Origin of the sequence: Streptosporangium sp. NPDC051022 (assembly GCF_040683035.1) — a bacterium.
GTDB lineage: Bacteria > Actinomycetota > Actinomycetes > Streptosporangiales > Streptosporangiaceae > Streptosporangium.
On record NZ_JBFBCF010000041.1, the window covers coordinates 16,820 to 30,366 of the forward strand.

A 13,547-nucleotide genomic window follows, 5' to 3' on the forward strand; every position below is an offset into this window, starting at 1 on the left:
CGAGGAAGGCGGGGTTCGCTCAACGCGAACCCCGCCTTTCTCGTTTTGTCAAGGGCCTGTTCGGGGCGGGTGGGGGCCAGCCGGGGCCCCTCCGGGCCGTTTGGCCCTAATCTGAGGGCTGCTCGGATTTCTAAAGCCCCTCACTGCCTTTCAGGCTCTCCGGGGCCGGTTTGGGCCCCGTGGAAGCGGCCGGATTCCGGAGACCGGCGGGACTCCGGAGGCGGGAGACGGGGCCGACCATCGGAGTCCCCGGGAACGGGCTCCGGATCAAGAGCGGGTTCCGGTCGGGCGCACGTTCCGGATGGGACGCGGACCCCGATCAGGCGCGGAGCCGGATCAGGCGCGGGGCCGGTTCAGGCGCGGGTCTCGGTTCACGTCGGCGGGCCGGGACAACGGTCCCGTGAAGGCGGCTGCTCACGTGGCGATCGGGCGGCAATCGGGCGGCGCGGCTCCGCTTAGGCGCACAGGACCACCCAGGACCCCCTGTCCGCCCCTCAGAGCCACCGTGAGGGCCTCACCCGGGGCAGGGCGGGAAGAAGGAATGCCGACGCCGCCCCTCGCTCTCCTGCGAGGCTGTGGACGTGTGCGGCGCCACCCGCCGACCGGCTGGCCGTCCACCGACCCCGGAGGCGTTCCCGCGATCGCCCGCTCTGCCCAAAGAAAATCGGGAAAACCGGAGAAACCGGTAAAAGAAAAGAAAGAACCCGGAAAACCGGAAAACAGTGACGGCCGGGTGCGGACCGGAGTGGTCGTGCCCCGGCCGTCGTGAAAGCCCCACCGGGGAACCCTGCCCGACCGGCCCGGACAAGCCCAAGCGGCCCGGACAAGCCCGACCGGCCCGAGCAGGCCCGAACAGGCCCGAACAGGAGAGGGCCGGAGCGCGCCGAGGAGGGAACTCCCGCCGGAGAGGACCTGCCTGGAGGAACTCCCCGACGGAAAGGACCTACTTGACGGGTTCGAGGACGTCGAGCCCGACGTAGGGACGCAGCGCCTTAGGGATCTCCACCGAGCCGTCGGCCCGCTGGTGGTTCTCCAGGATGGCGACGATCCAGCGGGTGGTCGCCAGGGTGCCGTTCAGCGTCGCGGTGTGCCGGGGCTTGCCGTCCTTGTCGCGGAAGCGCACGGCGAGGCGGCGGGCCTGGAAGTCGGTGCAGTTGGAGGTCGAGGTGAGCTCGCGGTAGCGGCCCTGGCTGGGTACCCACGCCTCGCAGTCGAACTTGCGCGCGGCACTCGCCCCGAGGTCGCCGGCCGCGGTGTCGATGATCCGGTAGGGCACCTCGATCTTGGCGAGCATCTCCTTCTCCCAGTCGAGCAGGCGCCGGTGCTCCTCGGCCGCGTCCTCGGGACGGCAGTAGGAGAACATCTCGACCTTGTCGAACTGGTGGACCCGGATGATGCCCCGGGTGTCCTTGCCGTACGAGCCCGCCTCCCTGCGGAAGCAGGAGGACCACCCGGCGTAGCGGTACGGCAGCGCCGCGCCGTCGAGGATCTCGTCGGCGTGGTAGGCCGCCATCGGCACCTCGCTCGTGCCGACCAGGAACAGGTCCTCCTCCGGCAGGTGGTAGATCTCGCTCGCGTGGGCGCCGAGGAAGCCGGTGCCCTGCATCGACTCCGGCTTCACCAGCACCGGGGGGATCATCGGGATGAAGCCCGCCTCGATCGCCTGCTGCATGGCCATGTTGAGCAGGCCGAGCTGGAGCCGGGCGCCGACGCCCTTCAGGAAGAAGAACCGCGAGCCGGAGACCTTCGCGCCGCGCTCCATGTCGATCGCGCCGAGCAGCTCACCGAGCTCCAGGTGGTCACGGGGCTCGAAGTCGAAGACCGGCTTCTCGCCGATCTCCTCGAGCACGACGTAGTCGTCCTCGCCGCCCGCGGGAACGCCCTCCTCGACGAGGTTGGGCACCGTGTAGAGCAGCTCCTCAAGCTCCCCGGCGAGCTTCTCCGCCTCCGTCTCGGCCGACTTGACCTGCGCGGAGAGGTCCTTGGCCCGGTCGAGCAGAGCCGCCTTCTCCTCGCCCGAGGCGCGGGAGACCGACTTGCCGATGCTCTTCTGCTCGGAGCGCAGCGTCTCGAAGCGACTCAGCGCGCCACGCCTGCGCTCGTCCAGGTCGAGCAGCGTTTCGACGACCGAGTCGTCCTCACCGCGGGCACGCTGCGACGCCCGTAGCCGGTCGGGATCCTCACGAAGGGTACGCAGGTCAATCACAGAACAAGGCTACCGACGTACGGCACGCCTCCGCGCACCTATTACACCCTTCGAGCCCTTGAAGCCCTCGGAGCCCTCTCAGATCCCGTGAATCCCCCGGAGACCGGGCTCACGCGTTTCGCCCCCTTCCGCGACGCGTCCGGCGGGAGGGCCGGGGAAAGGGGGCGGCGATCAGGGGCGACCGGCGCGGATCCTGGACAGCCAGTCGGCGGCCTCGACGAAGTCGCCGTCGGCCGTGCCCCGCTTGACCTGCGGGAACAGGCCGTCGGCACGGGGGTAGCTGCCAAGGAAGCGCACGTCGGAGCAGATCCGGTGAAGCCCGGAGACGGCCTCGCCGACCCTGGCGTCGGCCACGTGGCCCTCGAAGTCGAAGTGGAAGAAGTAACGGCCGATGCCGTCGCCGGTGGGACGCGACTCGATGCGGGTCAGGTTGACGCCGCGCACGGAGAACTCGGTGAGCATCTCCAGCAGCGCGCCCGGGTGGTCGTCGGTGAGGAAGGCGACCAGGGAGGTGCGGTCGGAACCGGTGGGCTCGGGCAGCGGCCCGGGGCGCTCCACCTTCACGAACCGGGTCACGGTGTCGGAGCGGTCGCCGACGTTGGCTGCGAGCTCGACCAGCCCGTAGTTGTCGCCGGCGATGCGCGCGGCGATGGCCGCGTCGTACGGTGAGCCGGGCAGGGCCACCTCCTGGGCCGCCCCCGCGGTCGACGGGGCCGCGACCACCACGGCGTCGGGCAGCTCGCGGGCGGTGAAGTTGCGGCACTGGGTGATGGCCGCCGGGTGGGTGAAGATCCGCTTGATGTCCCGCATGCGGGTGCCGGGCCGTGCCAGGAGCGAGAACTCGACGGGCAGCAGCAGCTCGGCGGCGATGAACAGCGGCTCACCCCAGGCGAGCTCGTCCAGGGTCATGGCGATGCCGCCCTCGAGCGAGTTCTCCAGCGGGACGACGGCGCCGTCGGCCTCACCGCGCCGGGCGGCGTCCAGCGCGGCGCTGACGTTCACGCTCGGCAGACGCTCGGCGTGCGGTGCCAGGATCCGCAGGGCCTCCTCGGTGAAGGTGCCCTCCGGTCCCAGGTAGGCGAGTCTGGACATGTCCAACAGGCTATCCGGAGCCCGTGAGAGGATGCGCCGGGAATCGCATATTCGGGCATTCCACTACATGACCCGCCGCATGTGACGCCCGCGACCGGCCACACGGCGGCTCACGCCCGGTCAACCGGCGGGCGGGGGCGGCTCCACGTCCGGGCCGCGGCCGAGCCTGGCCGCGCGCACCGCGTACTCCTCCTCGGGGGACAGTGGCTGGTGGCCCTTGCCGCCGCGGAGCGAGCGGACGTAGGAGCGGTTCTCCGAGCGGGTGCTGATCGAGGTCAGCACGACGCCGTCGCCGAAGCCGTTCAGCATCGCGACCGAGAACGACAGCCGCCCCGTCATCCCCTCCAGCGCGTCGTAGCGGAAGACCGCCACGTCCCTGATCGCCCTGAGGTCGCCGCCCGCGACCCCGCCCGCGCCCCCGGCCGCCTGCCCGGCCAGGATCCGGCGGCAGTCGTCGGCCGCCCGGCGCGCTCTTCGCGACGCGTGGAGGCCGATCACCACACCGGCGACGGCGGTGATCCCGGTGACACCCCCCACGACGGTCCACACGGTAACCAGCACGGAACCCAGGGTAATCGCCCGGTCAGGGAAGTGTCCGGAAAACCTCTCTGCGTCTCGGCAGCCACACCCCCAGCAGCCAGACCAGTCCGAGCGCGCCCAGCCCGAACGCGTTCTGCACGATCTTGCCCACCACCGGGCTGAGCACCGGCACCTCAGCCGCCTTGATCGCCACCCCCCACCAGGGGATCGGCAGCACGTAGTAGAGCCAGACCCCCGCGGCGACCCGGACCCGCACCGGATCCCGCCCGTCGCCCAGCAGCGCGGCGAGGACCACGACCACCCAGGCCAGGTGGTGGATCCAGGCCACCGGCGACAGCAGTACGGCCATCAGCCCGACCAGTGCGACCGCCGTCACGGCGTGCCCGTCGAGCAGCGCCCTGCGCGCGTGGCGGAAGCCGTACCAGGCGACCACCGCGACCAGCGCCAGCCACAGCAGGGAGGTCAGCTGGTCGGGAAGGTAGAGGCGGATGAGCATGCCGCGCATGGACTGGTTGGTGGTGGCCGCGTTGGCGCCGAGCCGCTCGGGGTCGAACAGCGCGCCGAACCAGAAGTCGGCGGCGTCGGACGGGATGACCAGGAACGGCAGGAGGGTCAGCAGGGCGGCGGTGAAGGCCGCCATGAGGAAGGTCTCACGCTGCTCCCGCCGCCCGCCCGGGCCGAACCCCGTGACGAGCAGGTAGATCAGGAAGACACCCGGGGTGAGCTTGACGGCGGTGGCCAGGCCGATCAGCATGCCGCGCGGCCACACCGGCCTGCGGGCGACGCAGTCGGCCAGGCAGAGCGCGACCAGCAGGATGTCCACCTGGCCGAAGCGGACCTGGTCCCTGATCGGCATCAGGTACGTGCACGCGACCGTCAGGAACGCGAACGCCATCGGGAGCGCGAGGGCCCGCACCGGACCCGGCAGGCGTCCCGCTCCCGCCACGCCGTCCGATCCCGCCGCGCCGCTCACTCCCGCCGTGCCGCCAGGCCCCGCCGCGCCGTCCGGTCCCGGCCTGTCCCCCCCGTACGGCCCGGCCGCCCGCCCCAGGATCGCGCGGAAGGCGTGTCCCACCGTGACCGCCAGCGCCACGAAGATCCCGGCCGTCCACACCCACTGCGCCACCGGCCAGGACATCAGGGCCAGCGGCGTGGCCAGGATCGCCGCGACCGGCGGGTAGGTGAACGGCAGCAGCTGCGGCGCGGGCGTCACGAAGTCGTAGACCGGCCGTCCCTGCAGGAGGGCCTGCCCCCCGGTACGGTACACATCCAGGTCGACCAGGCGCTGGTCGTCGACGTTGCCCAGCCACTGCAGCACCAGCGGGGCGACCGCCACCGCGGCGAACAGCAACGCGAGCGCCCACGTCCACGGTGGCCGCCTGGTCGTGGTCACCTCGCCAGTCCTCACGACCAGGCAGGCTACCGTGGGCCTGGAGGAAACGACCGCCAACGGGTACGGATACGGGGGAAGCGGATGGGTTCGGCGCACGGCGGTCGGCTGCGTGGTCAACGCGCCACCCGCACCACGCTGGTCGCTGTCCTGCTGTCGCTGACCGGGTTTCTCGGGCTCTTCGGGCTCCTCGGGACCGGTACGGCGGCCGCCACGGTGACCGGATCTGTGACCGGTTCGGTGACCGGATCGGTGACCGGGGCGCCTCCCACCGGAGTCGTGGTGGTGGGGGTGCCCGGCCTGGAGTGGGGCGACCTGGACCGGACGCGGACGCCGAACCTGTGGAAGCTCGTGGACGGGGGCGGGGCCGCGTCGATGTCGACCCGGGCGGTGCCGCCGCCGGTGCGGAGCATCACCTGTCCGGTCGCGGGCTGGCTGACCGTCTCGGCGGGGCAGCGCTCCGGCGCCCCCGGGACGACGTGCGCGCCGCCCGCGCCGCCGCTGCCCACGCCCGACGGCGGGGCGAGCGTGCCGGACTGGTCCGCGCTGACGGCTTTCAACACGACCCAGACCTCCTACCGGGCGACGCTCGGCCGGCTCGGGCAGCTCGTCGTGGACGCCGGGGGGAAGGTCGCCGCGGCCGGGCCGGGAGCCGCCCTCGGCGCCGCCGACAAGTCCGGAAAAATCGGTAAATACGTGGCGAGCGTTGAGGAGCTCGGCGACCTGACGCCGTACCGGCTGGTCGTGGCGGAGATCGCCGACCTCTCCCAGGCGTGGCTCGCGGCCGGTCTCGACGCCGACGGCGCCCCGGTCTCGCTGAGTCCCGAGGCCAGACGGGAGGCCGTGGCGGCGGCCGACCGCCGGATCGGGGCCCTCGCCGACCGGCTGCCGCCCGGCGGCGCGCTCCTGCTCGGCGGCCTGTCGGACGCCGCGGCCTCGGCCCACCTGCACGTGGCGATCGCCCGCGGGCCGTCGGCGGACGGCGTGCCGTACGCCCACGGCTATCTCACCGCCACCTCGACCCGGCAGGACGGCCTGGTCACCAACACCGACCTGACCACGACCGCGCTCGGCCTGCTCGGCCTGGAGACCCCGGACGGCGTCGTCGGACACTCCTGGCAGAGCGCGGGGACGAGCGGTGATCCGACCGCGGGCATCGTGGGCGACCTGGCCGACCAGGACCTGGCCAGCCAGGTGCTGCGCCGGGTGCAGGGGCCGTTCTTCACGGTGTTCGTCAGCGTGCAGATCCTGTTCTACCTGCTGGCCGCCGTGGCGATCCGCCGCGGCTGGGGCGGGTCGCGGGCGCTGACGGCCACCGGGGTCGTCGGGACGGTCAGCGGCGCGATCGCGATCGCGACCTTCCTCGCCCAGCTCGTGCCCTGGTGGACGCTCCCGGCCCCGATGGCGGCGGTGATCCTGACCATCCTCGGCATCGCCTGCGCGATCGCCGGGCTCGCCTTCGCCGGGCCGTGGCGCACGCACGTCCTCGGCCCGCTGACCGTGGTCTCCGCGATCACCTCGCTGGCCCTGCTGGCCGACGTGATGACCGGCTCCAGCCTCCAGGTGAACGCGGTCACCGGCTACGAGCCCGTCACCGGCGGGCGCTTCTACGGCTTCAGCAACATCGCCTTCGCCGTCTACTCCGCCGGGACGATCCTGGCCATGGCCGGGATCGCCCAGTGGCTGATCTCCCGGGGACGACGCCCGCTCGCGTTGACGGTCTGCGCCCTCTACGGCGGCCTCACCGTCTTCGCCGACGGCTGGCCCGCGTGGGGCGCCGACTTCGGCGGGGTCCCCGCCTTCCTCGTCGGCGTCGCCGTCTTCCTGATCCTGCTGTCCGGCAGCCGGGTCTCGCCGGTCAAGCTCGCCCTGGTCGGCCTGGCGGGCGCCCTGCTGATCGGGGTGATCGCGGTGGCCGACTGGCTCAAGCCCCCGAGCCAGCGCACCCACCTGGGCGCCTTCGTCCAGCAGGTGCTGAACGGCGAGGCCTGGACGGTGGTCGGCCGCAAGTTCGGGGCGATGGTCGGCGTCACGGTGGGCAACTGGTCGCTGACCCTGCTGTCGCTGGTCGCGCTGGCCTTCCTCTTCCTGGTGCTGGACCGCCCGTCCCGGTGGGGTGCCTCCGCGCTCGACCGGGCCTACCGGCTCGCCCCGCCGCTGCGCGCCGGGCTGATCGGCGCGCTGGCCTGCGCGCTGATCGGGTTCCTGATGAACGACTCGGGCATCGCGATCCCCGCGATGGCGCTCACGGTCGCGGTGCCGCTGACGCTGACCGCCTGCGTGCGCGCGCTCCGGCTCTCGCCGCCCACCACGCCAGCGCGACCGTCAGCACCAGCAGAGACCACGGCACCACCCGTTCCCTGAGCACGGTCTTCAGCCAGAGCAGGTCCTCCGGGCGCATGGCCTCCCTGGCGGGCAGGTAGCCCAGCGACAGCACGACCGTCCTGGCGATCACGAAACCCTCCAGGGCGGGCCAGGCGACCATGGCCAGCAGCGCGAAGGCCAGCCCGTCGTACCAGGGCAGCGCGTACGTCGCGGCGAACAGCCAGGCGACCACGATCCCGGCGGCGACAGCGGGGGCGCTGTGCCGGGGCGCGGCCCGCAGCAGCAGCCAGGCCAGGACGACCAGCAGCAGCAGCGAGCCCACCTGGGTCCAGGCCGAGTAGGCGCCGGGCCCGAACATCGCCTGCAGGCCGGTCTTGACCGGCTGCCACGGCGTGCCGAGTGAGACCTTCCTGCTGGCCGCGCCGACCTGGTCGAGCACGTGCGACCCGGCCAGGCCGTAGATCACGAGCACGGTCGCCGTGGCCGTCCCCGCGACGACGGCCAGCCTGCCCGGCGAGCGCCGCAGCTCCCACGCGGGGCCGAGCGCGACGAGCCCGGCGTTCAGCTTCACCCCGATCCCCACCCCGAGCAGCAGCCCGGAAGCCGCGCCCCTGGCCGCGAGCGCGGCGACCATGCAGGCCACGGCCAGGGTGTCCACGTGCATCCCGGCCGCCAGGTGGTAGATCATCAGCGGGTTGGCCGCCCAGAGCAGCGCCGCCCGCAGCCTCAGGTCCGCGTCGGCCCGGGTGAAGCGGTCCAGCAGCAGCGCGGTCCCGACGAACGCCGCCGCGTTGACCAGCGCCATCGCGAAGACCGTGAGCCTGACCGAGTCGCCGCCGACAAACCCCGCCAGCGCCTGTACGGCCGTCGCCACCGGCCCGTAGACGCTGGTCACGCCGCCCCACTCCTCGACGGCGCCGAGCACCGGATCGGCGGGCAGCGCGGAGGGGACGGTGACGTAGGGGTTGTGCCCGAGCGTCACCAGGCGGCCGTAGGCGGCGTAGTTGAGGTGGTCGGCCGAGCCGGACGGCGGCAGGAACGCCAGCAGTACGGCCGCCGCGCAGCCCGCCACGAGCGGCCAGCGCGGATCCGGCCGCCAGCGGGACCTCAGGGCCCCCGCCAGACCGGCTCCGCCCAGCACGATCGCGGCCGCGGCCATGGCGATCACCAGGTGACCGTCGGGTCGCGCCCCCAGCGAGAACGGCGGCTGCCAGGCCGGGCCGGGCAGCGCCGGCACCATGGCCGACGGGCCGAGCAGCCCGATCAGGACCGTCAGTCCGACGGACAGCCCGACGGCCGCGAACGCCACGACGTCGAGCACCCGCGGCCCGCCACGCGCGGGAACCCGCAAGTCATCGACAACCGACGCGTCCCGAGTCACCTGCAAATTCCAGCACATCCCACGTGGTACCCGGCCCCGCGCGACGGTCGCGCCCGCACCGGGCGGGGAGACACGGCGGGCTATCCGCGGACCAGCAGCGCCCAGGCGACGTCGCGGAACTGCCTGGCCCGGTGGAGCTGCGCCCTCCAGTCGGTGCCGGTGGCCCGGTGCGCCATCTCCACCTCGACCTCCCGCACCCGGAATCCCCTGCGGATCAGGTCGATCGTCAGCGCCGTCTCCACGCCGAACCCGCGGGCCAGGGGCCGGGCCGCCTCGTAGGCCGTCCTGGTCAGGCAGCGCTGGCCGTTGAGCGGCTGGGCGGGTGTCCAGCCGGTCGCGCGCTCGATGCCCCGGCGGGCCAGCTTCACCACGAACCCGTGACCGCCCAGCTTCACCCGGGTGACGAACACCGCGATGGTCATGTCGGCCTCGCCCGCCATGACCGGCTTGATGAGGGGCTCGGCCGCCCGCGCGGTCTCTCCGAGATCGGCGTCCAGGAACAGGAGGTTCCGGGGCGTCTCCCCGTCGAGCAGGCGCACGGCCTCCGCCCCGCTCTCCATCGCGGCGGCCTTGCCCCGGTTTCGGCTGTGCCGTATGACGCGGGCCCCGGCCGCCTTGGCCACCCGGCCCGTCTGGTCGGCCGAGCCGTCGTCCACGACCACGACGAGATCGACGCCGGACAGCGCCAGGGCCGCGGCCACCGTGGCGCCGATCCGGTCCGCCTCGTCCTTGGCCGGGATGATCACCGCCGTGCCGGTCATGCCTGCCGCTTGACCGTCAGCAGCTTCTCGGGCATCGCCTCGTGCACGGTGAACACCGAATCGAGGCCGGTGACCTGGAGAATCTTACGAACGGCCGGCCGGGGGGCCGCCAGCTCCAGGGCGCCGCCGCGCTCTCGCAGTCGCTTGAGCGCCGACAGCAGCACGTTCATCCCGGTGGAGTCGCAGAACTCCACGCCGGACATGTCGATGACCACGTTGGTGGCCGAGCTCTCCTGGAGCAGCCGAGCGAACTCGGCCTGCAGGCCAGGAGCGGTATATAGGTCGATTTCGCCAGTAATGGCCATGACGGTGTGCCCGGCATGTGATCGAGTTGAGACTTTTAGCTCCACAGCGGGCACACTAGCGGCGCGAAGGCAACTGGTCACGTTCTCCCGTCAGACCACGAGTCGCCGGCCCTTTGTCCCCCGTTTGGCCTCCAAGGAAACCCAGAGTGCGCAAAACTTGACTCTGAGCGATACCGGCTTAGCCGGAAAGGGGGGAGACCCGGAATCTCCCGGCCGTCCCTGCGCTACGGCAGCGGCGGCCGTTGAGTGGAAACGGGCTCGAACACAGCGATGAACACCGACCTTCCAGAGGATCCCCAGCGACAGCGACTCCGGGAGCACCTGGAGTCCATGATCACTCGCACCGAGAAGGCCACGTCCTGGCACGACGCGGCCAACTCGTTGCGCGGCCTGGTGAACCGTGAGGGATACGTCCCGATCAGAACCCGTCTGGCGAGCGAGGACCTCGACTTCCTCGAAGGCGCCCGAGAGGAGCTGCTCGGCTTCGCCGCGCTCGGGGTCAGGCTGCTCGACCTGCACCAGCCCCGCGACGCGGGGGGCATCACCAGCGACACCGCCAACCCGATCCTGCGCTGCCGCAGCTGCATGTGGCGCTGGCCGTGCCCGACGTTCCGCGCCATGGCCGAGTCCTTCTGCGCCCCGCCAGCCCCGACCTCCTGCCAGCGCGTCGAGCCCGACCACGAGGGCGGCCCGGCGGTCGCCCAGGGCCCGGGAGAGCTTCCCGGCGTCGGCCCGGACCGGGACCGCCCGAACCCGGACCGCCCGGACCCGGACCGCCCGGACCGCCTCGCCCGCCGGCCGTACCCCCTCGGCCCCGGCGAGCGGCTCCGCGACGGTCGTCGCGACCACGGGGATCACAGGGATCACGGGGATCACAGGGATCACGGCACGGCCAGGGGTTCGTAGCGGTATCCGACGCCCCACACCGTGACGATGCGCCGGGGGGCGGTCGGGTCCCGCTCGATCTTCTCGCGGAGCCGGCGCACGTGGACGGTCACCGTCGAGGAGTCGCCGAAGGACCAGCCCCAGACCTGGTCGAGCAGCGCGGGGCGGCTGAAGGCCTGCCGGGGGTTGCGCATCAGGTGGGTGAGAAGGTCGAACTCGCGGGCGGTCAGCGTGACCTCGGCCTCGCCGAGCCGTACCTCGTGGGCGCCGACGTCGACCGTCAGGTCCCCGTCCCTGAGCACCCCGGTGCCCGCCGGCGCCGAGGCGTCGCGCGCCCGCCGCAGCACGGACTGCACCCGCAGGGCCAGCTCGCGGGGGCTGAAGGGCTTGGTGACGTAGTCGTCGGCGCCGATCTCCAGGCCCACGATCCTGTCGGTCTCCTCACCGAGCGCGGTCAGCATGATCACGGGGACCGGCCAGCGTTCCCTGAGCTTCCTGCAGATCTGCGGACCGTCCGTCTCGGACGGCCTCAGGTCGAGTACCAGCAGATCGGGCGGGCCGGCCAGCGCGCGCCCGAGGGCCTCCGCGCCGTCCCCGACGCATTCGACCAGGTGACCGTCGCGCTCCAGGTAGCGGGTCACGACCTCGGCCACCGTCGGGTCGTCCTCGACCAGCAGAATCCGCGCGCTCATGGTTTCCACGGTAGGCCCGTCCACGACCGGCGCCACCGTGCGTCACCACTCCGTGAGGATCGCCGGGGCAGGACTGGATCGTTATGGTTCGGACGCGCGCCGGGCAGCCCGTGGACGTACGGTGGCACGCATGACTCGTACCGTGCTGGCCGTGGTGGGCGCGATCCTCGCGCTCTACGTGGTTTTCGGGCTCGTGCTGCCCGCGCTCTTCGGGCTGCTGAAGTTCGTCCTCGTGCTGGCGGTCGTGGCCTTCGTGGTCGTCGCCGCGGTCACGGTGGCGGGCCGGTTCTCCAAGAAGTGAACACTCTGTTCGCCGTCCAGACGCTGTTCGCCTGGATGTTCGGCGGCGGCGGCGGCGCCGTGACGGCCGCCGCCGTCATCGGGCTGGGTGTGCTCCTGCTCGCCTGGGCGCTGCGCGGGGTCCCGGCCGCCTCCCGAACGGAACGCCCCTCGCCGCTGTCCCGGCGGGAGCGGGCCGGGCGGATCATGTTCGTCCGCCAGCGCGACCCCGACGGGGCGGGGCGGTCGCGGCCGAGAGCGCCTTCCGCGGGCCCGGCGCCCGCGTAGCCGAGCAGGCCCACGTCCGCCGGCGCGGGCGCCTTCTGTGCTGATTCCATCCCGCTCAGAAGGGCCGCCCATGTTCGACCCCGTCATCACGTTCACCGCCGGTCTCATCACCTCACTCGCCCACCCCCTCGGCTCGACCGCGGCGGCGATCGTCGTGTTCACCGTCGCCGTCCGGCTGCTGCTGCTCCCGCTCAGCGTGATGCAGGCCAGGAGTGCCCGGGTCCAGGCCCGGCTCGCGCCGAGAATCCAGGAACTGCGCGGGCGGTACCACCGCGATCCGGCGCGGCTGTACCAGGAGGTGAACGCGCTCTACGCCGAGGAGAAGGTCTCGCCGCTGGGAGGCGTCCTGCCCGGCCTGGCGCAGGCGCCGTTCTTCATGGTCATGTATCGGGTCTTCGTCTCCTCGACGATCGCCGGTCACGCGAACGCGCTCCTCACCCACGGCCTGCTCGGCGTGCCGCTGGGACAGCAGCTCGCGGGGGCGGTGGCCGGATTCGGCCTGATCAGCGGGCCGACGCTGGTCTTCGCCGGTCTCTTCGCGCTGCTGCTGGCCGTGGCGCTGGTCACGTCCCGGCGGATCCGGCGGACGATGGGCGAGGAGGTCCGGCCGGGGGCGCTGCGCACGATGATGCCGCTGCTGCCGTTCGCCACGATCCTGGCCGCGGCCGTGCTGCCGCTGGCGGCCGGGCTCTACCTGCTGGTCACGACGGCGTGGACCGCCGGGGAGAGGGCGGTGCTGTACCGTCCCGCGCTCGCGGGGCACTGACCGGAGGTTCTCACGGGCGGCCCGCGAGTGTTCGTGAAGTGGGCTTCCGGGGCAAAGGAACGTCTCTCAGGGACAGGAGATCGTGTCCCGCCTCATCGCAGGAGGCGGGACACGGCCTATCCGCACTCCCGCAGCGCGGGTTCGGGTACGGAAACCTTGCCGTTACTCACCGTGCTCACGGTCGTGACCACCGCCCAGACCGTGGTGATCTCACCCTCGTGTCTGACCCCCCAGCTGGCGGCCAGATACTCGACGATACCGAGTCCCCTGCCCCCCAGAGAGGAGAGCGTGGGACGTCCCGCCCGCGGTTCCGTGGCGGCCCCGCCGTCACTCACCGCTACTTCCACGTGCTCGTCGGTCCAGCGCCACGCCACTCTGATCTGTCCGGACGGCAACGGATGCGCGTGCCTGAGCGCGTTGCTCAGCAGCTCGCTCACCACGAGGACCGCGTCGTCTATCGCGGTCTCGTAGACTCCCCATTCCTGCAGGTCAGAGCAGAGGCGTTGGCGTGCGACAGCGACGCTGGACGGTGCATAGGGCAACAACACGACGCTCGACGCACTCACCTCCCCGTATCCCTGTTCCCCCTGAGGAACACACCCCAGTACGACCGAAATGCCCCGTTGGCCGGTCTTAG

At 72.3% G+C, this 13,547-nt stretch carries 14 protein-coding genes; 5 read left to right on the forward strand and 9 right to left on the reverse strand.

Going from position 1 to position 13,547, the window contains the following annotated elements; all coding sequences use genetic code 11:
* Positions 1–943: 943 nt before the first annotated feature.
* From serS to AB0N02_RS41170, 4 genes are all read right to left on the reverse strand, one after another.
* On the reverse strand, positions 944–2,206 hold the full coding sequence (gene serS, locus AB0N02_RS41155; RefSeq protein ID WP_363958850.1) for a serine--tRNA ligase: 1,263 nt from the start codon (positions 2,204–2,206) through the stop codon (positions 944–946).
* A 171-nt stretch (positions 2,207–2,377) separates the two neighbouring features.
* Positions 2,378–3,298 (reverse strand): prephenate dehydratase, encoded by a 921-nt coding sequence (pheA, locus tag AB0N02_RS41160; RefSeq protein ID WP_363958853.1) that lies wholly within the window; start codon positions 3,296–3,298, stop codon positions 2,378–2,380.
* A 120-nt stretch (positions 3,299–3,418) separates the two neighbouring features.
* Positions 3,419–3,859 carry a DUF4446 family protein gene (locus AB0N02_RS41165; RefSeq protein WP_363958855.1) on the reverse strand — a complete coding sequence of 147 codons (441 nt, stop codon included), beginning with the start codon at positions 3,857–3,859 and terminating at the stop codon, positions 3,419–3,421.
* Positions 3,860–3,881: 22 nt separating this feature from the next.
* Entirely contained in the window at positions 3,882–5,246 is a 1,365-nt protein-coding gene (locus AB0N02_RS41170; RefSeq protein WP_363958858.1) for a glycosyltransferase 87 family protein, read from the reverse strand.
* Positions 5,247–5,312: 66 nt separating this feature from the next.
* On the opposite strand from AB0N02_RS41170, the gene AB0N02_RS41175 reads away from it, so the two are divergent.
* Entirely contained in the window at positions 5,313–7,592 is a 2,280-nt protein-coding gene (locus AB0N02_RS41175) for a hypothetical protein (RefSeq protein WP_363958861.1), read from the forward strand.
* On the opposite strand, the gene AB0N02_RS41180 is transcribed toward AB0N02_RS41175, so the two are convergent.
* The 3 genes from AB0N02_RS41180 to AB0N02_RS41190 form a co-directional block, all read right to left on the reverse strand.
* Positions 7,474–8,934: a hypothetical protein gene (locus AB0N02_RS41180; protein WP_363958863.1), complete on the reverse strand. Its 1,461-nt coding sequence runs from the start codon at positions 8,932–8,934 to the stop codon at positions 7,474–7,476. The genes AB0N02_RS41175 and AB0N02_RS41180 overlap by 119 nt on opposite strands.
* 80 nt (positions 8,935–9,014) lie before the next feature.
* A complete protein-coding gene (locus tag AB0N02_RS41185; RefSeq protein WP_363958866.1) occupies positions 9,015–9,695 on the reverse strand; it encodes a glycosyltransferase in 681 nt (226 codons plus the stop codon).
* Positions 9,692–10,045: an STAS domain-containing protein gene (locus tag AB0N02_RS41190; protein ID WP_363958869.1), complete on the reverse strand. Its 354-nt coding sequence runs from the start codon at positions 10,043–10,045 to the stop codon at positions 9,692–9,694. The genes AB0N02_RS41185 and AB0N02_RS41190 overlap by 4 nt, the downstream gene beginning before the upstream one ends.
* Before the next feature lie 285 nt (positions 10,046–10,330).
* On the opposite strand from AB0N02_RS41190, the gene AB0N02_RS41195 reads away from it, so the two are divergent.
* Positions 10,331–10,906, forward strand: a complete 576-nt coding sequence (locus AB0N02_RS41195; RefSeq protein ID WP_363958872.1) for a hypothetical protein — start codon at positions 10,331–10,333, stop codon at positions 10,904–10,906.
* On the opposite strand, the gene AB0N02_RS41200 is transcribed toward AB0N02_RS41195, so the two are convergent.
* Positions 10,882–11,577, reverse strand: a complete 696-nt coding sequence (locus tag AB0N02_RS41200; RefSeq protein ID WP_363958875.1) for a response regulator transcription factor — start codon at positions 11,575–11,577, stop codon at positions 10,882–10,884. The two genes, AB0N02_RS41195 and AB0N02_RS41200, sit on opposite strands and share 25 nt — an antisense overlap.
* A gap of 130 nt (positions 11,578–11,707) precedes the next feature.
* Here AB0N02_RS41200 and AB0N02_RS41205 point away from each other — a divergent pair, with 130 nt between their 5' ends.
* The 3 genes from AB0N02_RS41205 (at position 11,708) to yidC (ending at position 12,910) form a co-directional block, all read left to right on the forward strand.
* A complete protein-coding gene (locus AB0N02_RS41205) occupies positions 11,708–11,878 on the forward strand; it encodes a hypothetical protein (protein ID WP_363958878.1) in 171 nt (56 codons plus the stop codon).
* Positions 11,875–12,144: a DUF6412 domain-containing protein gene (locus tag AB0N02_RS41210; protein ID WP_363958881.1), complete on the forward strand. Its 270-nt coding sequence runs from the start codon at positions 11,875–11,877 to the stop codon at positions 12,142–12,144. The genes AB0N02_RS41205 and AB0N02_RS41210 overlap by 4 nt, the downstream gene beginning before the upstream one ends.
* 70 nt (positions 12,145–12,214) lie before the next feature.
* Complete coding sequence (gene yidC / locus AB0N02_RS41215; protein WP_363958884.1) at positions 12,215–12,910, forward strand: membrane protein insertase YidC; 696 nt, start codon at positions 12,215–12,217, stop codon at positions 12,908–12,910.
* A 116-nt stretch (positions 12,911–13,026) separates the two neighbouring features.
* Here yidC and AB0N02_RS41220 read toward each other — a convergent pair whose 3' ends face one another.
* The gene (locus tag AB0N02_RS41220; RefSeq protein ID WP_363958886.1) at positions 13,027–13,476 is read right to left on the reverse strand and encodes an ATP-binding protein; all 450 of its coding nucleotides are present in this window, start codon (positions 13,474–13,476) and stop codon (positions 13,027–13,029) included.
* Between the last annotated feature and the right edge of the window lie 71 nt (positions 13,477–13,547).

Coding starts and splice junctions, on each gene's coding strand:
- pheA (WP_363958853.1), bottom strand. CDS start 3,298: ATGTCCAGACTCGCCTACCTGGGACCGGAGGGCACCTTCACCGAGGAG.
- AB0N02_RS41175 (WP_363958861.1), top strand. CDS start 5,313: ATGGGTTCGGCGCACGGCGGTCGGCTGCGTGGTCAACGCGCCACCCGC.
- AB0N02_RS41185 (WP_363958866.1), bottom strand. CDS start 9,695: ATGACCGGCACGGCGGTGATCATCCCGGCCAAGGACGAGGCGGACCGG.
- AB0N02_RS41195 (WP_363958872.1), top strand. CDS start 10,331: ATGATCACTCGCACCGAGAAGGCCACGTCCTGGCACGACGCGGCCAAC.
- AB0N02_RS41200 (WP_363958875.1), bottom strand. CDS start 11,577: ATGAGCGCGCGGATTCTGCTGGTCGAGGACGACCCGACGGTGGCCGAG.
- AB0N02_RS41205 (WP_363958878.1), top strand. CDS start 11,708: ATGACTCGTACCGTGCTGGCCGTGGTGGGCGCGATCCTCGCGCTCTAC.
- yidC (WP_363958884.1), top strand. CDS start 12,215: ATGTTCGACCCCGTCATCACGTTCACCGCCGGTCTCATCACCTCACTC.